Genomic DNA, 18825 nt, shown 5'->3' with positions numbered 1-18825 from the left:
ACCGGTGGTCGGGCCCTGAAGTTCTACGCCTCGGTGCGGCTCGACGTGCGCCGCATCGAGAGCCTCAAGGACGGCACCGACGTGGTCGGTAACCGGACCCGGGTCAAGGTCGTGAAGAACAAGGTCGCCGCGCCGTTCAAGCAGGCCGAGTTCGACATCATGTATGGCAAGGGCATCTCCCGCGAGGGCTCGCTGATCGACGTCGGCGTGGAGCAGGCGATCATCCGCAAGTCCGGCGCCTGGTACACCTACGACGGCGACCAACTCGGCCAGGGCAAGGAGAAGGCCCGCGAGTTCCTCCGGGAGAACCCGGACGTGGCCGCCGAGATCGAGAAGAAGATCCTGGAGAAGCTCGGCGTCGGGATCGGTGGCGCGGGCGACGCCGCCGGCGGCCCCGAGCTGCCGCCGGTCGACTTCTGATCCGCGTGGCGGGACGACGTGCTCGTACGGGGCGCGGCTGGGATGCCAGTCCGCCCCGCGCGGGTGACGCCAACACCACGCCCCGGCCCCGCCGAGGCCGTCGTGGTCGCGCGGAGGAGCCCGATTCCGGGGAGGCTCCGGCTCCACCGCGCGACGAGGCCGAGGTGGCCCGGGACATCTGCCTGCAGCAGCTCGCGGTGCGGCCACGTACCCGGGCTGAGCTGGCCGGGGCCCTGGTGAAGCGCGGCATCTCCGAGGAGGTCGCCGCCGGAGTCCTCGACCGGTACGACGAGGTCGGCATCATCGACGACGCCGCCTTCGCCCGCGCCTGGGTGAGCAGCCGGCACGCCGGCCGGGGGCTGGCCCGGCGGGCGCTCGCCAACGAGCTGCGCCAGCGTGGCGTCGACGGCGACGTGGCCAGCGAGGCCCTCGGCGAGCTGGACGAGGAGACCGAGGCGGAGACCGCCCGGGCCCTGGTCGAGCGGAAGCTGCGCTCGGCCCGGGGCGAGCCCGACGCGGTGTTCCGCCGCCTGGTGGGCATGCTGGCCCGCAAGGGTTACCCGCCCGGCGTGGCGATCCGGGCCGTGAAGGACGCCCTCGCCGCGCAGAGCGCCGAGGCGGCCGAGTTCGCCGAGCACATCGACGCCGACGCCCTCGCCGACGCCGAGAACGACCTCGACAGCGACTCGCGCCCCCTGGACTGATTGTCCGCGGTCGCCGCCGTCGAGATTCACGCAACTTCCCGGAAACTGTTGCCTCCCCGCGCCGGCAGGCAACACTTTCCGGGAAGTTGGCGCCTGCCCGGGGTGCTGCGGCCCGGGGGTGCGGGGGCCCTGAGCAGGTCCGGAAGGCGACGGCGGGGTCCGGCGAATGCGAGGTTTGTCCCGCCGTGTCCGGCATCTGATCGGCGCTGGGTGACGTGCCGACTTCTCTCCGTCCGGGTGGTTTGATCATGACTTCTTGACCGAACCGCCTTCGGAGACCTAGCCTCGCCATACAGGCTCACTTTGCCCGACCAGCGCAGGCTAAGCGCACAACATAGATCGCGTAACAGAACCGCATCACTTTGGCCAGCGGCACCGGCCTTTGACGGCAGCTCCGGACGGTCGGTCCGGAGCCGACCGACAACTGCAACCGGTTGTCGGCGATGCTCCATCCGGGGGCACCGCCGACGGAACGCTACCCACGGCCAGCCGCTCCGGTCGGGCGTCCAGAGCCGCAGGTGCGTGCCCACCGGCACGTCGTCTGCGGCGCGACGTTCAGGGGAGGCAGCCATGACGGGGCGGCAGAGGTTCACCGGCGGTCTTCCACGCGCTGCCGGTCGCTCCTCGCCGGGCCGCGTCCCCGATCGGGCTGAGCCGGCCCTGCTCAGCCTCGTCGCCGCGTGCCGTCGGTCTGGGCGCCTGCTGGGAGCGGCGGCATGAGCGCCTTCGACGTGGTCCTCCTGACGGTGGTGCTGGTCCTCACCGTCGTGGTGGTCGGCGCGGTGGTGTTCGGCGTGCGTACGCTGCGCCGGATCAGCCTCGCGCCCGTCCGCGAAGATCCCGCCTTCATCGCCGAGAAGGACCGGCAGGAGCAGTCGCTGGCGGCCCTGCGCAGCGCCGCCGACGAGGCGAACAGCACCATCGACGTGGCGAGGTCGGCCGCCGCCGCGGCCCGGGCCGAGGCGGCCGCCGCCAAGGCCGAGGCGAAGGCGGCCCGCGCCGAGGCCCGCCGGGTGCTGGACGACGCCCGCGCCGAGGCCGACACCGTGCTGGAGCGGGCGCACAAGCAGGCCGAGTCGGACGCCGAGCAACTCCGTGCCGCCGCCCGGCGCAGCGGCGAGCGGGAGGTGGCGGTGCTCGCCGCGACCACCCGCGAGCAGGCCGCCGAGGTGGAGCGGCGGGCCGCGCGGATGGACGAGCGGGAACGGCTGCACACCGAGGAGGTGGAGCGGCTCGCCGAGCGGGAGCGGCAGCTCACCGCCGCCAGCGCCGCCCTCGCCGCTCGCGAGGGCAGCCTGATCGAGCGGGAGCAGGCCCTCGCCGAGGTGGAGGAGCAGCGCCGCCGCGAGCTGGAGCGGGTGGCCGGGCTGACCGCCGAGGCGGCCCGCACCGAGCTGGTCGAGTCGATCGAGGGCCAGGCCAAGCGGGAGGCCGCGCTGCTGGTACGGGAGATCGAGGCGGACGCCCGAAGCACCGCCGAGCAGCGGGCCCGGCACCTCGTCGTGGACGCCATCCAGCGGGTCGCCAGCGAGCAGACCGCGGAGAGCGTGGTCAGCGTCCTGCACCTGCCCGGCGACGAGATGAAGGGGCGGATCATCGGCCGGGAGGGGCGCAACATCCGCGCCTTCGAGTCGGTCACCGGGGTCAACCTGATCATCGACGACACCCCGGAGGCGGTGTTGCTCTCCTGCTTCGACCCGGTACGCCGGGAGGTCGGCCGGGTCACCCTGGAGAGGCTGGTGCTGGACGGGCGGATCCACCCGCACCGGATCGAGGAGGTCTACGACCTGGCGCGACACGAGGTCGAGGAACTCTGCCACCGGGCCGCCGAGGACGCCCTGGTCGAGGTCGGCATCACCGAGATCCACCCCGAGCTGGTCACCCTGCTGGGCCGGCTGCGCTACCGGACCTCGTACGGGCAGAACGTGCTCAAGCACCTGGTGGAGACCGCGCACATCGCCGGCATCATGGCCGCCGAGCTGCGGCTGGACGTGGCGACCATCAAGCGCTGCGCGTTCCTGCACGACATCGGCAAGGCGCTCACCCACGAGGTGGAGGGGAGCCACGCCATCATCGGCGCCGACCTGGCCCGCAAGTACGGCGAGAGCGAGGACGTGGTGCACGCCATCGAGGCGCACCACAACGAGGTGCCCCCGCAGACCATCGAGGCCGTTCTCACCCAGGCCTCCGACGCCTGCTCCGGTGGCCGCCCAGGGGCGCGCCGGGAGAGCCTCGAGGCGTACGTGAAGCGGCTGGAGCGGATCGAGGAGATAGCGGCCGGCAAGCTCGGCGTGGAGAAGGTCTTCGCCATGCAGGCGGGCCGCGAGATCCGGGTGATGGTCAAGCCGGAGGACGTCGACGACATCGGCGCGGCGGTCCTGGCCCGGGACGTGGCCAAGCAGATCGAGGAGGAGCTGACCTACCCCGGTCAGATCCGGGTCACCGTGGTCCGCGAGTCCCGGGTCACCGAGATCGCTCGCTGACGGCGCTCCGGCCAGGCGGCGGAGACGCGATGGTCGGGTGACCCTTCATGGTCACCCGACCATCGTGGGTTCGCGTGGTTCGTCAGATCGGCGTGGCTCCGGCGTTGATGTCCTCGGTCCGGACGACCTTGCCGGCCGTACGCGGCAGTCGGCTCATCCGCTTCTGCAGCCACCAGGCCAGGATCGACAGCAGGCCGCAGATGCTGATGTAGATCGCCGCGACGATCAGGTACGTCGGCACGTACGGCAGCCCGAACGGCAGCCGGCCGCCGATCTGCTTGCCGACGAAGAGCAGCTCCGGGTACGTGATGATGAAGCCCAGCGCGGTGTCCTTGAGCAGCACCACGAGCTGGCTCACGATGGCCGGCAGCATCGACCGGAACGCCTGCGGCAGCAGGATCAGCCGCAGCACCTGGTTCTTGCGCAGCCCGATCGCGTAGGCGCCCTCGGTCTGCCCGTACGGCACCGCGTTGATGCCGGCGCGGAAGATCTCGGCCAGCACCGAGCCGTTGTACAGGGTGAGGCCGATGACCAGTGCCCACAGCTTGTCGATCGACCAGCCGTACTGCAGCGGCACGTAGTAGCCGAAGAAGATCAGGATCAGCAGCGGGATGGCCCGGAACAGCTCCACCACGAAGGTGGCCGGGGTGCGCAGGATCCACCGGTCGGACAGCCGGGCACCGGCGAAGACCGCCCCGAACAGCAGCGCCAGCACGGTGGCGAGACCGGCGGCCTTGAGCGTCGCCCAGAGGCCGGTGAGCAGCTCGCGCTGCACCGAGGCGTACTGGAACTGCTCCCACTTGCGTGGCTCGAACTGGCCGGTCTGGTTGAACTTGTAGATGATGAACGCGACCAGCGCGACGATCGCGGCGATCGAGACGACGCCGAGGATCCGGTTGCGCAGCCGGGCGCGGGGTCCCGGCAGGTCGTACAGGACACTGCTCATCGGGCCACCGCCCACTTGCGCTCGAGGAACCGCTGGAGCACCACCAGCGGGATGATCAGGATCAGGAAGCCGATCACGATCCAGCTCAGCACGACCATCTGCGGCTCACCCCGCTCGGCCATGTACGCCGGGATCGCGCCGGCCTCCAGCACCGAGAAGCCGGCGGCGATCGTGGTGTTCTTCAGCATGGCGATGAAGACGCTCATCATCGGCGGCACCATGGCCCGCAGCGCCTGCGGCAGCACGATCAGGGTGAGCACCTGGCCGAAGGTCATGCCCAGCGCGCGGGCGGCCTCGGCCTGCCCGGTCGCCACCGTGTTCACCCCCGAGCGGACCACCTCGCAGACGAAGGCGGAGGTGTAGACGGTCAGCGCGATGAAGGCGCTGGGGAAGTAGTCGATGTTCACGTCCAGCTTCGGCACCGCGAAGACGAGGAACGCGAAGACCAGGGTCAGCGGGGTGTTGCGGACCACGTTGACGTACGTGGCACCGAACGCCCGCAGCGCGGGCACCGGGGAGACCCGCATCGCGCCGAGCAGCGTACCGAGGACGAGACTGCCGACCGCTGCGATCAGGAAGAGCTGGACGGTGTTGGTGAACCCGTCGAGGAACACCTGGTGGTTGTCCGTCAGGACGCGGAAGAAGTCGCCCATGCCTCGCTCTCACTCTCGGGACGGGAACCGGGCGGGGAGTCGCCTCCCCGCCCGGTGTGGCGTCGGACCGTCAGTACCGCTCGAGCTGCGGCGGGGTCGCCGAGGAGCCGGACTTGCCGAGCGTGCCGTCGTAGATCTTCTGCCAGGTGCCGTCCTTGAACGCCGCCTCGATCTGGTCGTTGACGTAGTCGCGGAAGGCCTTGTCGTCCTTGGGCAGGCCGATGCCGTACTTCTCCGTGCTGAACGGCTGGCCGACGACCTTCAGCTCGTCCGAGTTCTGCGCGGCGTAGCCCTTGAGGATGGCGTCGTCGGTGGTGACGGCGTCGACCTTCTTGTCGAGCAGCTGGGAGACGCACTCCGAGTAGGTCTTGAACTCGACGATGTTGTTCGGCTCGGTCAGGCCCTCGTCCCGCACCCGCTGGATCGGGGTGGAGCCGGTGGCCGAGCAGACCTTCTTGCCCTTGAGCGTGTCCTTGCCGGTGATCGACGACTCGTCCTTGCGGACCAGCAGGTCCTGGCCGGCGACGAAGTACGGGCCGGCGAAGGAGACGTCGTTCTTGCGCTTGTCGGTGATCGAGTAGGTGCCGACGTAGTAGTCGATCTCGCCACCCTTGATCGCCGTCTCCCGGTTGGCCGACGCGATCTCCTTGTACTCGATCTTCGCCGGGTCGACGCCGAGCGTGCTGGCGACGTACTGGGCGATCTCGACGTCGAAGCCGCAGCGGTTGCCCTGGGCGTCCTTGTAGCCCAGGTTCGGCTGGTCGAACTTGACGCCGATGGTGACCTTGCCGGCGCTCTTGATCTTCTGGAAGGTCGGGCTGCCGGCGACGTTCGCGTCCGTCTTGGGGGTGAAGGTCACGCCCGAGCTCTTGCAGGTGTCGGACTGGGCGCCACCGCTGGCGTTGCCGCCGCTCGGGGTCGGGTTCCCCTCCTTGCCGCACGCGGCGGCCGAGAGGGCGAGCGAGGCCATCATCGCGACCGCCGCCACGCGCTTGTAACGCATTCTCATCTCCTTCTTCAACGGAGCCACCGGGGGACGGCGCGCTCCACTACGGACGCTCAGTGCGTGAGGATCTTGGAGAGGAAGTCCTTGGCCCGCTCGCTGCGCGGGTTCGCGAAGAACTCGGTCGGCGGCGCGTCCTCGACGAGCCTGCCGTCGGCCATGAAGATCACCCGGTTGGCCGCGTGCCGGGCGAAGCCCATCTCGTGGGTGACCACCACCATGGTCATGCCGTCCCGGGCCAGCGAGGTCATCACGTCCAGCACCTCGCCGACCATCTCCGGGTCCAGCGCGCTGGTCGGCTCGTCGAAGAGCATCGCCTTGGGCTGCATGGCCAGCGCGCGGGCGATCGCCGCCCGCTGCTGCTGGCCGCCGGAGAGCTGCGCCGGGTACTTGTCCGCCTGGTTGGCGATGCCGACCCGGTCCAGCAGCGCCAGGCCGCGCTCGCGGACGGCGGCCGGCTTCTCCTTGCGGACCTTGACCGGGCCGAGGGTGACGTTCTCCAGGATGGTCTTGTGCGCGAAGAGGTTGAACGACTGGAAGACCATGCCGACCTCGCTGCGCAGCTTCGCGAGGGCCTTGCCCTCGGCCGGCAGCGGGGTGCCGTCGAACGTGATGGTGCCCGAGTCGATCGGCTCCAGCCGGTTGATCGTCCGGCACAGCGTCGACTTGCCGGAACCCGACGGGCCGATGACCACGACCACCTCGCCCCGGCCGACGGAGAGCGAGACGTCGTCCAGCACGTGCAGGGGGCCGAACCACTTGTTGACCCCGTCCAGCACGATGAGCGGTTCGCCCGTCGTCACGTCGTCCACCGTCCCTGTCGTGGTGCGGAAAGCGGGGTCGGTCGACCCCCGGTTGGGCCACTGTAGGCGGCGTGACATGGCGGAACGCAACTCGAATGGTCACGGAGCGGTAACACCGGTCCCCGGCGTACCCGCAAGTCCGAATTCCGTCACGAACCGGCCCGTCCGAGTGGCGGACGCGGCGCGATGCGGAGATCATGTGGGGATGACCCACCCGCTGCGGCTGACCGATTACGCCCGCGGCGGCGGCTGCGCCTGCAAGATCCCGCCGGGCGAGCTGGAGACGATGGTCGCCGGCCTGGCCCCGGCCACCGGCGCCGCCGACCTGCTGGTCGGGCTGGAGCACGGCGACGACGCCGCGGTGGTCCGGCTGGACGAGCGGACCGGGCTGGTCAGCACCGCCGACTTCTTCACCCCGGTGGTCGACGACGCGTACGACTGGGGGCGGATCGCCGCGGCCAACGCCCTCTCCGACGTGTACGCCATGGGCGGTACCCCGCTGGTCGCGGTCAACCTGCTCTGCTGGCCCCGGGACGTGCTCCCGATCGAGTTGGCCCGGGAGGTGCTGCGCGGTGGCCAGGACGTGGCCCGGGAGGCCGGTTGCCACCTGGCCGGCGGGCACAGCGTGGACGACGACGGCCCGAAGTACGGTCTCGCGGTCACCGGCGTGGTCCGGCCCGAGGAGTTGATCACCCTGGACGCCGGCCGGGTCGGTCAGCCGCTGTCGCTGACCAAGCCGCTGGGCGTCGGGGTGCTGAACACCCGGCACAAGCGGACCGGGGAGCGGTTCGCGGAGGCGATCGCCTCGATGGCCCGGCTCAACCGGGACGCGGCCCGCGCGGCGGTCGCCGCCGGCGTCCGCTGTGGCACCGACGTCACCGGCTTCGGGCTGCTCGGCCACGCCTCGAAGCTGGCTCGGGCCAGCCGGCTCACCGTGGCGATCGACGCGGCGGCCGTGCCGTATCTGCCCGGGGCGCGGGAGGCGTTGCGCGACGGGTACGTCAGCGGCGGCACCCGCCGCAACCTGGACTGGGTGGACCCGTGGACCGACTTCGGCGGCCTCGACGAGGGGGAGCGGCTGCTGCTCGCCGACGCGCAGACCTCGGGCGGCCTGCTGGTCGCCGGCGAGGTGCCCGGCGGCACGGTGGTGGGCGAGCTGTTGCCGGCGAGCGAGCATCTGATCCGGGTCCGCTGACCGCCATGTCGCTCCGGCGGAACCGGCACCATACCCGATAAACTGTCATCTTCCCGCTACTCGGAGCAGCTTCGCCCGAGAAAATTTTGCCCGGAATGGTAACAGACCGGTAACTTGCCCCCGGTTGAGGTCATATGCACCCCACCATCGTCAGTAAGGCCCGATCCGGAGGCCGGTGGAACGAGCACAGCGAGGAGGCGGCATGACCGAGCTGTGGAACTGGAGAATCGACGGCGCGGCGCCCGCGGAGGTCTACCCGGCGCTCGCCGAGGCGCTCGGCCGGGTGGTGATGCCCCTCGCCGTCGCCGACCCGGTCCGACTCCCGACGTACGCGGTGGTCTGCGACGTCTGGACGGCGCCCGGGGTGTTCGGCACCGTGGTCGACTGCTACGGGGTGCCCGAGAGCCTGCCCGAACTGCCCAGCATCGCGGCGCTGGCCCGGCTGCTGGACCGCAACTGCCTGATGCGCGACGACACCCTCGACGCCGGGCGGCACCTGTTGGTCGCCCCGGACGGCACGATCCGCCCGGTGCACTTCGACGTGGTCGAGACCGACGGCGGCGAGGTGCTCAGCGACCAGCGTCTCTGCACCCTCGCGCACCCCGGCTGTCGGGGCTGGTCGCAGTGCCACCGCTCGCGCTGGGCGCCCGACTCGGTCGAACCGGCCCTGGCCGCCGCCTGACGGCACCGGCCCGGGCCGGCAGGCGCACGGCGGGCGACGATCCGGGCCCCGACCCAGGGATCAGCCCCGGGCAGCCGGCTGCTGACCGCGGACCACCAACTGGTCGAGCAGGGCCGCGGTGGCGGCGGCCACCGCGTCCACCGCGGCATGGAACGCCTCGGCGTTGTGCGCGGCAGGGGTACGGAACCCGGAGATCTTCCGGACGTACTGCAGCGCGGCTGCCCGGATGTCCTCCTCGGTGACGACCGGGACGTACGGCTCACGCAGGGTCTTGATGCTTCGGCACACGGCTCCTCCTCGTTCGTTCCGACCAGCTCGGCCCGGATACGCTGTCCGGGTCATGACTACCGCAGCCGCGGGCAGCCCGCGCACCTACCAGGTGCGCACGTACGGCTGCCAGATGAACGTGCACGACTCCGAGCGCATCTCCGGCCTGCTCGAACAGGCCGGCTACGTGCGTGTCGCCGAGGCCGACGAGCAGCCCGACGTGGTGGTGTTCAACACCTGCGCCGTCCGGGAGAACGCCGACAACCGGCTCTACGGCAACCTGGGTCATCTGCGCCCCGTGAAGGACAAGCACCCCGGGATGCAGATCGCGGTCGGCGGCTGCCTGGCCCAGAAGGACCGCGGCGAGATCGTCCGCAAGGCCCCCTGGGTGGACGTGGTCTTCGGCACGCACAACATCGGCTCGTTGCCGGTGCTGCTGGAGCGGGCCCGGCACAACGCCGCCGCCGAGGTGGAGATCCTCGAGTCCCTCGACGTGTTCCCCTCCACGCTGCCGACCCGGCGCGAGTCGACGTACGCCGGCTGGGTGTCGATCTCGGTCGGCTGCAACAACACCTGCACGTTCTGCATCGTGCCCTCCCTGCGCGGCAAGGAGAAGGACCGCCGCCCCGGCGACATCCTCTCCGAGGTGCGCGCGCTGGTCGACGAGGGCGTGCTGGAGGTGACCCTGCTCGGGCAGAACGTCAACTCCTACGGCGTCGAGTTCGGTGACCGGTACGCCTTCGGGAAGCTGCTGCGTGCCTGCGGCGACATCGAGGGCCTGGAGCGGGTCCGGTTCACCAGCCCGCACCCGAAGGACTTCACCGACGACGTGATCGCCGCGATGGCCGAGACGCCCAACGTCTGCCACTCGCTGCACATGCCGCTGCAGTCCGGCTCGGACGACGTGCTGCGCGCGATGCGCCGCTCGTACCGGTCGGAGAAGTACCTGGGCATCATCGAGAAGGTCCGGGCGGCGATGCCGGACGCGGCGATCACCACGGACATCATCGTCGGCTTCCCCGGCGAGACCGACGCCGACTTCGAGCGGACCCTGGACGTGGTCCGGGAGGCCCGGTTCTCCTCGGCGTTCACCTTCCAGTACTCCAAGCGCCCCGGCACCCCGGCCGCGACCATGGACGGCCAGCTGCCCAAGCAGGTCGTGCAGGAGCGCTACGATCGGCTGATCGCCACGGTGGAGGAGATCACCTGGGCGGAGAACAAGAAGCTGGTCGGCGAGACCGTCGAGGTGCTGGTCGCCGTCGGCGAGGGGCGCAAGGACGAGCGCACCGGCCGGATGTCCGGCCGGGCCCGGGACGGCCGCCTGGTCCACTTCGCGACGGGCGCAGCCGGAGCGAACGGCCAGCCCGGCGACGCCGGCTCGCTCGCCGGGCAGATCCGCCCCGGCGACATCGTGCACACCGCCGTCACGTACGCGGCCCCGCACCACCTCAACGCCGACGGGGTGCCGCTGTCGCACCGGCGTACCCGGGCCGGGGACGCCGCCGAGGCGGGGCGCGCCCCGCGTACCCCCGGGGTGCTGCTGGGGCTGCCGACGGTCGGCACGCCAGCCGCAGTGCCCGCGCCCAGCGGCGGCTGCGCCGCCCACTGAGTAAGGAGGGGCCCCTTGTTAACAGACGTCTGTTAACAAGGGGCCCCTCCTTACATCTCAGCAGGCGGTGCCGTTGAGCTTCACCGACGCGGGCGCGGAGGCCGGGCCGTTGGCGGTGAAGCCGATCGTCACCGAGGCGCCCGGCGCGAGCGTCTTCGCCCAGTCGGGGGCGGCGGCGGTGACCGTGCTGCCGGACTGCGTCACGGTGGCGTTCCAGCCGCTGGCCAGGGTCACCCCGGTCGGCCAGGTCCAGCTCGCCGACCACGGGTTCAGCGTCCCGGTGCCGGTGTTCTTCACGGTCAGCTCGCCCTGGAAGCCGCCCTGCCACGCGTTGACCTGGTGGTAGGTCGCGGTGCAGCCGCCGCTCGGGGCCGGCGTGGTCGGCGCCGGCGAGGACGTCCCGGTCGGGGTCGGCGACGGGTTGCCGCCGCCCCCCACCGGCGGGATCAGGTACGGCTGGAGGATGTCCTGCTTGGCCTGGTTGATCGTGGTCCAGTCGTCGTTGGCGATGCCGCCGGTGTCACCCGAGTTCGGGTTCCACGACCAGTAGGTGAAGGACATCCCGTTCACCCCGGTCCCGGTGTACGCCATCAGGTTCTGCAACCAGACCTTGTCCTTCGGGTCCTGGAGCGTGGTGCCGAACTCGCCCATCATGATCGGCGCGATGTTCTGCTTGTAGAGGTAGCCCCAGTACTTGTCCCAGATCCCCGGCATGTTCGCCGGGTAGGTCGGGTCGTCGAACCAGGCCTGGTGGTAGACCGAGGTGGCGTACTCGTGCGGCGAGTAGACCACCCGGTTGGCCACGTTCAGCCGGACCGGGAACTGGCCGGCCTTGGACAGGTTCCCGCCCCACCAGCCGCAGTCCTCGTCGTTGCTGGGGTCGCCGTCCCAGACGTTCGACAGGCCGCCGCTCGGGCAGCTCACCCCCTCCACGAAGATCAGCCAGTTCGGCTGCACCCCGAGGATCGCGTTGCCGGCCCGCTCGGCGGCCAGCCGCCAGTCCCGCGCGGTGTCGCCGCAGCCCCAGCAGGCGCCGGTGGCCGCCGGGTTGGTCCCCTCGGCGTGCGGCTCGTTGTGCAGGTCCGCGCCGATCACCGTGGTGTTGTTCGCGTACCGCTGGGCGAGCGTCGTCCAGTCGTTGATCCAGGTCGCCTCGGACACGGTGGACGTGTACCAGAGCGGCGACTGCCCGGCCGCGGTCGGCCGGTGCCGGTCCAGGATGACCCGCATCCCCTTGCTGCCCGCGTAGTCGATGACCTTGTCCAGGATCTGCAACGGGGAGAGCCCGACCAGGTCGGGGTTGACGTAGTCGTTGATCCCGGTGGCCGTCGCGCCCGGCTTCAGGGCGTCGTTCGAGTACGGGATGCGCAGCGTGTTGTAGCCCAGCCCGGCCATGGTGTCGAGCTGACTGCGCCACGGGTGGTGCCGATCCAGGCGGTCGGCGTCGCCGGCCTGCTCTCCGAGTACATGTTGATGCTGCTGCGCCCCGCCCCGCCGTACACCTCGAACGCGCTGGCGGTGAACGGAATCCTGCTGGTGGTCGCGGGCCTGCTCTGGTGGCGCCAGACCCGGCGCCAGGCCCGGCTCGGCGGCCCGGAGGCCCGACCGCCGCGGCTGGTGTTCCGGCTGGTCCGTGGGGTCGCCGGCCTGGCCCTGACCGCCGCCGTAGTGACCGGCACGCTGGTGGTCGGGCTAGCGGTCACCCGACTGCCCGGCTCCTTCGACATGAGCCACAGTGAGCAGATGGACTTCGGCGGCGGCCCGGAAAGCGGGCCGGCGCACCACGGCACGGTGAGCGTGGCGGACCTGACCGGCGGCGCGGACGTCACCGGCAAGCCGGACAAGTCCTTCACCCTGACCGCGGTGAAGACGCGGCTGACCGTCGGCGCCGGCCGTACGGTCGACACCTGGGCCTACAACGGCCAGGTGCCCGGGCCGACGCTGACCATGAACGAGGGTGACCTGGTCGAGGTGACCCTGATCAACCAGATCCCGGACGCCGCACTGACCGTGCACTGGCACGGCCTGGACGTGCCGAACTCGCAGGACGGCGTCCCCGGTGTCACCCAGGACGCGGTCCGCACCGGCCAGCGGCACGTGTACCGGTTCCGGGTGCACCAGGTCGGCACTTTCTGGTACCACTCGCACCAGAGCGCCTACGGCCAGGTCGACCGCGGCCTCTACGGCGCACTGGTCGCGCTGCCCCGGGGCGCCAGCCCGGACCCGTACGACATGGCGGTCACCGTGCACGACTGGAAGGTGCTCAAGAAGGACCCGCTGTCCCGCACCGAGTCCGCGGTCACCTTCGACCGCGCGGGCGGCCTGACCCGCCGTGCCGTGCCGGCCGGGCGCCAGGTGCGGCTGCGCGTGGTCGTCACCAGCTCCGCCGCACTCAGCGACGAGGTGACGCCGACCTTCGTACTCACCGGGACGCCGTTCCGGGTGGCCGCCACCGACGGCACCGAGATCAACCAGCCCGGCGAGCTGCCTGCTGGCACCCGGATCCCGGTGGGTACGGGCGGCCGGGCGGACCTGACCTTCACCATGCCCGACGGTCCGGTCCGCCTCACCGACCTGGAGGACCCGAACGCCGGCCTGGTGCTCAGCCCGGACGGCACGGCGAGCGCCCCAGCTCCGCCGGCGGACGGCCCGCTCTTCGAGCGCTGGACCTACGGCGCGCCGGCGCCCACCCCGTTCGGCGCGAAGAGCACGTTCGACCGTCAGTTCACCCTGGTCCTCGACGACCGGCCCGGCTTCTACGACGGCCAGTTCGTCGGCCTGCGGACCATCAACGGCAAGGTCTTCCCGGACACCCCGATGCTGATGGTGCGGGAGGGCGACCTGGCCAAGATCACCGTGGCCAGCCGCGGCCACGCCAGCCACCCGATGCACCTGCACGGCCACCAGGTGCTGGTGCTCAGCAAGAACGGCACGCCGGTGACCGGCAGCCCGTGGTGGACCGACACCCTCGAGGTACGGCCGGGGGACAGCTACGAGATGGCCTTCCGGGCCAACAACCCGGGCATCTGGATGGACCACTGCCACAACCTGCACCACGCCGCCACCGGCATGGTGATGCATCTGGGCTACGAGGGCGTCACCAGCCCGTACCGGGCCGGCCGGGGCACCGGCAATACGCCCGAGGGCGACGACGACCACTGACAGCGGCAGCGCCCGGGCGATCGACCGGCGGGCGGGAGGCACGACGAGGACCGGTCCGGCCGGGGCGACGGCGAAACGTACGCCGCCGTCCCGGCCGGACCGGTCCGGCCGGCTGGCGGCCCGGTCAACCGGCGGCCGGCGCGTCGAGGTTCATCTGGTCGACCAGCGACGTGCTGTGCTTGCCGCTGGCGAAGAGCGGGTTCAGCAGGATGTCGCGGAGGAAGCCCGCGGTGGTGGCCACGCCCGGCCCGGAGACCCGGCACTCGGCCAGCGCCCGGTCCATCCGTGCGATGGCCTGTTCCCGGTCCGGCGCCCAGACCACCACCTTGCCGAGCAGCGAGTCGTAGTCGGGGGTGACCCGCCAGCCCGGGTAACAGTGGCTGTCCACCCGGACGAAGGCGCCGCCCGGCGGCACGAACTCCTCGATCACACCCGGCGTCGGGCGGAAGTCCCGGTCCGGGTCCTCGGCGTTGATCCGGCACTCGATCGCCGCGCCGCGCGGCTGGATGTCCTCCTGCCGCAGCGACAGCGGGCGTCCGCCGGCGACCAGGATCTGCTCCCGGATCAGATCGATGCCGGTGACCATCTCGGTGACCGGGTGCTCGACCTGGATCCGGCAGTTGATCTCCATGAAGTACGCCTCGCCCTCCGGGTCCACCAGGAACTCGAAGGTGCCGACCCCGCTGTATCCGACGGCGATCGCGGCCCGTACCGCCGCCTCGCCCATCCGGGCAGCCAGCCCCGGCGGCAGCTCCGGCGCGGGGGTCTCCTCGACCAGCTTCTGGTGCCGGCGCTGCACCGAGCAGTCCCGCTCCCCCAGGTGCACCGCGTTGCCGTAGAGGTCGCAGAGCACCTGGATCTCCACGTGCCGAGCGGTCTCCAGGTAGCGCTCCAGATAGACCCGTCCGTCGCCGAAGGCGGACTGCGCGGTGGCTCGGCAGTCCCGGTACGCGCGGGGCAGGTCACGCCGGTCCCGCACCACCTGCATCCCCTTGCCGCCGCCACCGGCCGCCGCCTTGAGCATGACCGGATAGCCGATCGCGTCGGCGACCTCCTGCGCCTCGGTCAGCGTGGACAGGGCGGTGGGGCTGCCGGGCAGCACGGGCAGGCCGGCCGCCACCATCACCTCGCGGGCCTCCGCCTTGTCGGAGAGCCGGGCCATCACCGCCGGCGGCGGGCCGATGAACGTGATGCCGTGTGAGGCGCAGATCTCCGCAAAGTCAGGGTCCTCGGAGAGGAAGCCGTAACCCGGGTGGATCGCATCCGCCTCTGCCTGGACGGCCGCCTCCACGATGGCTGCCGCGTTGAGGTAGCTCAGCTTCGCCGGGCTCGGGCCGATCTGGATGGCCTGGTCGGCGAGGCGGACCGCCGCCGAGTCCCGGTCCGCCGTGGAGTGCACGATGACGGACCGGATGCCGAGTTCCCGGCACGTACGCACGATGCGCAGCGCGATCTCGCCGCGGTTGGCGATCAGGACTGTGTTGAACATGGCGGCCTCACGTTTCGTCGACGGGAACGAGCGCGATCAGCGGCTGGTCGTACTCGACCAGGCTGGCATTCGGCACCAGGACCTCCACGACCCGGCCGGCCTGGTCGGCCTCGATCGGGTTCATCAGCTTCATGGCCTCCACGATTCCGACCTGCTGGCCGGGCGACACCACGTCGCCGACCTTGACAAACGGAGGGTCCTCGGGGCTCGGTGCGTGGTAGAACGTGCCCACCATCGGCGACTTGACGTGGGACTGACCGGTCTCCGGCTGGACCGGGGCGTTCGACTCGGCGGACGCCGAGGCCGGCTGCGGCTCGGCGGCGGCGGCCGTCGTGGTCGGGGGGCGGACGGCGGCGGGGGCGCCCGGCCGGTCGCCGTTCCACCATTCCAGTTCCACCGCCGCGTCGCCCGATTCGACGCGCAGCCGGGACGGCCGGCGTCCGGACTCGTTGCGGCTTTCGGCACGCAGCCGCATCACCGCGTCGAGCACGTCCTGCACGTCGTTGGACCGTTCGTCGCCGGCTTCCTTGCTCCGCTCGCCGCTCACGCTTGCCTCCCCTGGTCCTCACCGCTCGTTCCGTACCGCCGGAACCGTGTCCAGCGATGATTGACAATATCCTCTGAGGACAGTCCCGCGAGGGGTTGAAGGGACGCCACCAGAGCGTCGCGCAACGCCTCCGCCGCGCCCCCCTGATCCAGCTGCGCACCGCCCGCCGGCTCCGGGATCACCCCGTCCACCACCCGGCTACGCAGCAGCTCGGGCGCGGTCAGGCGAAGCGCGGTGGCGGCGGCGGCCGCCTCCCGGGGTGTCTGCCAGAGGATCGCCGCGCACCCCTCCGGGCTGATCACCGAGTAGATCGCGTTTTCCAGCATCAGCACCCGGTTGGCGACACCCAGCGCGAGCGCCCCGCCGCTGCCGCCCTCACCGGTCACCACCGCGACCACCGGCACCGGCAGGCGGGACAACAGCCGGATGCTCTCCGCGATCGCTACCGACTGTCCCTTTTCCTCGGCCTCGGGGCCGGGGTACGCGCCGGGGGTGTCGATCAGCGTGACCAGCGGTACGCGCAGCTTCGCGGCCAGCCGCATCAGCCGGGCGGCCTTGCGGTAGCCGGCCGGGGACGGCATGCCGAAGTTGCGCTGCACCAGTTCCCGGGTGGTGTGGCCCTTCTGGTGGCCGATCACCACGACCGGCCGGCCGTCCAGCAACCCGAGGCCGCCGACCAGGGCCGAGCAGTCCTCCGCGGCGCGGTCGCCGTGCAACTCGGTGAAGCCGTCGATCAGATAGCTGATGTAGTCCAGCGTGGTGGGCCGGTTGATGTCCCGGGCCCGCTGGACCACCTGCCACGGGTCGAGCTCGGTCAGCTCCGCCGGGTCGGTGACCACAATGGATTCCTGGTCGGTGGCCGCCGGGCCGGCCGGGTCGGCCGGCGGGGCGCCGTCCGCCGGAGCCGGGGCGCAGGCCAGCAGCCGGGCCAGCGCACTGCGCAGCTGGTTTCGTGGCGAGATCAGGTCGACCAGGCCGTGTTCCAGCAGGAACTCGGCGGACTGGAAGCCGGCCGGCAGCTTGCGCCGGATGGTCTGCTCGATGACCCGGGGTCCGGCGAACCCGAGCCGGGCCTTCGGCTCGGCGACGATGATGTCGGTCAGGCTGGCGAAGGAGGCGGCGACACCGCCGTACGTCGGGTCGGTGACCACCGCGATGGTCAGCACTCCGGCCTCGTCCAGCTGGGCCAGCGCCTGGCTGGTCTTGGCCATCTGCATCAGCGACAGGGCACCCTCCTGCATTCGGGCGCCGCCGGAGGCGGTGACCAGCACCAGCGGCGTACGCTCCCGCAGCGCCGCCTCAGCGGCGGCGGTGATCCGCTCGCCGACGGCCGTGCCCAGACTGCCGCCCATGAACCGGAAGTCCATGACCGCCAGGACGACCGGGGCGCCGGCGATCCGGCCGCGCAGGCAGATCACCGCCTCGTCCAGGTCGGTGCCGGCCCGGGCCTCGATGAGCCGCTGCGGGTAGGGGCGGCTGTCGACGAAGTCGAGCGGGTCCGAGACGGTGGCCGGGGCGGGCAGTTCCTCCCGGCCGTCACGGTCCAGCAACAGTTCGACGCGCTGGTGCGCGGTCAGCGGCGCGTGCCAGCCGCACTCTGGGCAGACGTACTGCTCACGGGCGAACCGCTTGGCGTAGAGCGGGCGGCGGCAGCGGCGACAGGCGATCCATGCGTCGTCCGGTATGGCTGGTTTGGCGATTACTTCGGTCATCGCTGCTCCCCCTGTGACTGTCCCCGGAGGCTGGGCTCCGCCCGCTCCGGCCGGTGATCGTTCGACCGCTCCATCGGGGGGTTGAACCCGATCAGTGGAGGTGTGACGTAGATGGCTCCGGCCTGCCCGAGCGCCCGGCCGAACGCGTAGGCGAACTGGCGGGCGATGCGGAAGACCTTCCGCCATGCGAGCTTGTCCATGGCGACGATCGTGGGCGGGAGCGCTTGAGAGACCATAGGGACTGGGTATAACCAGTTCATTCGTCCCGGGTCTGGCGGGAGGATCAACCGCGCGGCAGCTGACCGACACACGTTCTGCACAGGACCGACCCATGACAGCGGCCGGACCGACGCACGAAAACGGCCGAACCGACCCACGGGAATCCGGTGAGGAGCGCACAGTCGCCGGGGGCCGCCGGCGAACTAGGCTCCGGCGGTGTGAGAGTCCTCGTCACCGGCGCCGCCGGCTTCATCGGATCGCACTACGTCCGCACCATGCTGACCGGTGGCTACCCCGCGTACGCCGACGCCGAGGTGACCGCGCTCGACCTCCTCTCGTACTCCGGCAACCTCGACAACCTGACGCCGGTCGCCGACGAGCCGCGGCTGACCTTCGTCCAAGGCGACATCGGCGACGCGTCGCTGCTGGACGAGGTGCTGCCCGGCCATGACGTGGTGGTGCACTTCGCCGCCGAGTCGCACGTCGACCGGTCGATCGACGGCGCGGCGCCGTTCGTCACCACGAACGTGCTGGGCACGCAGCACCTCCTCGACGCGGCGGTGCGGCACCGGGTCGGCCGGTTCCTGCACGTCTCCACCGACGAGGTGTACGGCTCGATCGACATCGGTTCCTGGCCAGAGACCCACCCGCTCGCGCCGAACTCCCCGTACTCGGCGTCGAAGGCCGGCTCGGACCTGCTGGTACGCGCCTGGCACCGGACCCACGGCCTGGACGTGGTGATCACCCGCTGTTCCAACAACTACGGGCCCTACCAGTTCCCGGAGAAGGTGATCCCGCTCTTCGTGACCAACCTGATCGACGGCGAGCAGGTCCCGCTCTACGGCGACGGCGGGAATGTGCGGGACTGGCTGCACGTCGACGACCACTGCCGGGGCATCCAGCTGGTGCTGGAGCAGGGCCGGTCGGGCGA

Annotated in this window: 16 protein-coding genes and 2 pseudogenes; 8 read left to right on the top strand and 10 right to left on the bottom strand. The window is 71.2% G+C overall.

The annotated features are described in order from the left end of the window. The 3 genes and pseudogenes from ONA70_RS24415 to rny all read left to right on the top strand — a co-directional run. Positions 1-420, top strand: a pseudogene (locus tag ONA70_RS24415) (recombinase RecA); the annotation flags it as partial. 5 nt (positions 421-425) lie between these two features. Further along, on the top strand, positions 426-1124 hold the full coding sequence (locus ONA70_RS24410) for a regulatory protein RecX (RefSeq protein WP_265008815.1): 699 nt from the start codon (positions 426-428) through the stop codon (positions 1122-1124). Positions 1125-1840: 716 nt separating this feature from the next. Beyond that, complete coding sequence (rny, locus tag ONA70_RS24405) at positions 1841-3607, top strand: ribonuclease Y (RefSeq protein WP_265008814.1); 1767 nt, start codon at positions 1841-1843, stop codon at positions 3605-3607. An 82-nt stretch (positions 3608-3689) separates the two neighbouring features. Here rny and ONA70_RS24400 read toward each other — a convergent pair whose 3' ends face one another. The 4 genes from ONA70_RS24400 to ONA70_RS24385 all read right to left on the bottom strand — a co-directional run bounded on the left by ONA70_RS24400 (position 3690) and on the right by ONA70_RS24385 (position 7021). Then, on the bottom strand, positions 3690-4553 hold the full coding sequence (locus ONA70_RS24400) for an amino acid ABC transporter permease (RefSeq protein ID WP_265008813.1): 864 nt from the start codon (positions 4551-4553) through the stop codon (positions 3690-3692). Further along, positions 4550-5206: an amino acid ABC transporter permease gene (locus tag ONA70_RS24395; protein ID WP_265008812.1), complete on the bottom strand. Its 657-nt coding sequence runs from the start codon at positions 5204-5206 to the stop codon at positions 4550-4552. Before ONA70_RS24395 ends, ONA70_RS24400 begins: the two co-directional genes overlap by 4 nt. Positions 5207-5276: 70 nt before the next feature. After that, on the bottom strand, positions 5277-6209 hold the full coding sequence (locus ONA70_RS24390; RefSeq protein WP_265008811.1) for a glutamate ABC transporter substrate-binding protein: 933 nt from the start codon (positions 6207-6209) through the stop codon (positions 5277-5279). A gap of 56 nt (positions 6210-6265) precedes the next feature. After that, positions 6266-7021 (bottom strand): amino acid ABC transporter ATP-binding protein, encoded by a 756-nt coding sequence (locus ONA70_RS24385; protein WP_265008810.1) that lies wholly within the window; start codon positions 7019-7021, stop codon positions 6266-6268. Positions 7022-7217: 196 nt separating this feature from the next. Here ONA70_RS24385 and selD point away from each other — a divergent pair, with 196 nt between their 5' ends. Both selD and ONA70_RS24375 read left to right on the top strand, forming a co-directional pair. Further along, entirely contained in the window at positions 7218-8207 is a 990-nt protein-coding gene (gene selD / locus ONA70_RS24380) for a selenide, water dikinase SelD (RefSeq protein ID WP_265008809.1), read from the top strand. A gap of 202 nt (positions 8208-8409) precedes the next feature. Then, on the top strand, positions 8410-8889 hold the full coding sequence (locus ONA70_RS24375) for a hypothetical protein (protein ID WP_265008808.1): 480 nt from the start codon (positions 8410-8412) through the stop codon (positions 8887-8889). A gap of 60 nt (positions 8890-8949) precedes the next feature. On the opposite strand, the gene ONA70_RS24370 is transcribed toward ONA70_RS24375, so the two are convergent. Beyond that, on the bottom strand, positions 8950-9177 hold the full coding sequence (locus tag ONA70_RS24370; RefSeq protein WP_265008807.1) for a DUF2277 domain-containing protein: 228 nt from the start codon (positions 9175-9177) through the stop codon (positions 8950-8952). A gap of 52 nt (positions 9178-9229) precedes the next feature. Here ONA70_RS24370 and miaB point away from each other — a divergent pair, with 52 nt between their 5' ends. Continuing rightward, complete coding sequence (gene miaB / locus ONA70_RS24365) at positions 9230-10765, top strand: tRNA (N6-isopentenyl adenosine(37)-C2)-methylthiotransferase MiaB (RefSeq protein ID WP_265008806.1); 1536 nt, start codon at positions 9230-9232, stop codon at positions 10763-10765. Between the two features lie 57 nt (positions 10766-10822). On the opposite strand, the pseudogene ONA70_RS24360 reads toward miaB, so the two are convergent. Next, positions 10823-12187 (bottom strand): annotated as a pseudogene (locus ONA70_RS24360) (cellulase family glycosylhydrolase); the annotation flags it as partial. Between ONA70_RS24360 and ONA70_RS24355 the strand changes: the two are divergent. Beyond that, positions 12188-13927 (top strand): multicopper oxidase family protein, encoded by a 1740-nt coding sequence (locus ONA70_RS24355; RefSeq protein ID WP_319958452.1) that lies wholly within the window; start codon positions 12188-12190, stop codon positions 13925-13927. 124 nt (positions 13928-14051) lie between these two features. Here ONA70_RS24355 and ONA70_RS24350 read toward each other — a convergent pair whose 3' ends face one another. The 4 genes from ONA70_RS24350 to ONA70_RS24335 are packed head-to-tail and all read right to left on the bottom strand — an operon-like array spanning position 14052 to position 17875. Further along, entirely contained in the window at positions 14052-15416 is a 1365-nt protein-coding gene (locus ONA70_RS24350; RefSeq protein ID WP_265008804.1) for an acetyl-CoA carboxylase biotin carboxylase subunit, read from the bottom strand. Between the two features lie 7 nt (positions 15417-15423). Then, positions 15424-15963, bottom strand: coding sequence for an acetyl-CoA carboxylase biotin carboxyl carrier protein (gene accB, locus ONA70_RS24345; RefSeq protein ID WP_265008803.1), 540 nt, complete (start codon positions 15961-15963; stop codon positions 15424-15426). Continuing rightward, positions 15960-17675 (bottom strand): acetyl-CoA carboxylase carboxyltransferase subunit alpha, encoded by a 1716-nt coding sequence (locus ONA70_RS24340; RefSeq protein ID WP_265008802.1) that lies wholly within the window; start codon positions 17673-17675, stop codon positions 15960-15962. Before ONA70_RS24340 ends, accB begins: the two co-directional genes overlap by 4 nt. After that, positions 17672-17875: a hypothetical protein gene (locus ONA70_RS24335; protein WP_265008801.1), complete on the bottom strand. Its 204-nt coding sequence runs from the start codon at positions 17873-17875 to the stop codon at positions 17672-17674. Before ONA70_RS24335 ends, ONA70_RS24340 begins: the two co-directional genes overlap by 4 nt. A 237-nt stretch (positions 17876-18112) precedes the next feature. Here ONA70_RS24335 and ONA70_RS24330 point away from each other — a divergent pair. Then, a partial coding sequence (locus ONA70_RS24330; protein WP_265008800.1) for a dTDP-glucose 4,6-dehydratase occupies positions 18113-18825 on the top strand: 713 nt, incomplete at its 3' end.

The sequence above is a fragment of the Micromonospora yasonensis genome (assembly GCF_026013475.1).
Lineage (GTDB): Bacteria > Actinomycetota > Actinomycetes > Mycobacteriales > Micromonosporaceae > Micromonospora > Micromonospora yasonensis.
Note: the sequence above shows the minus strand (reverse complement) of the source record. Positions and strands in the feature narration are given on the sequence as shown.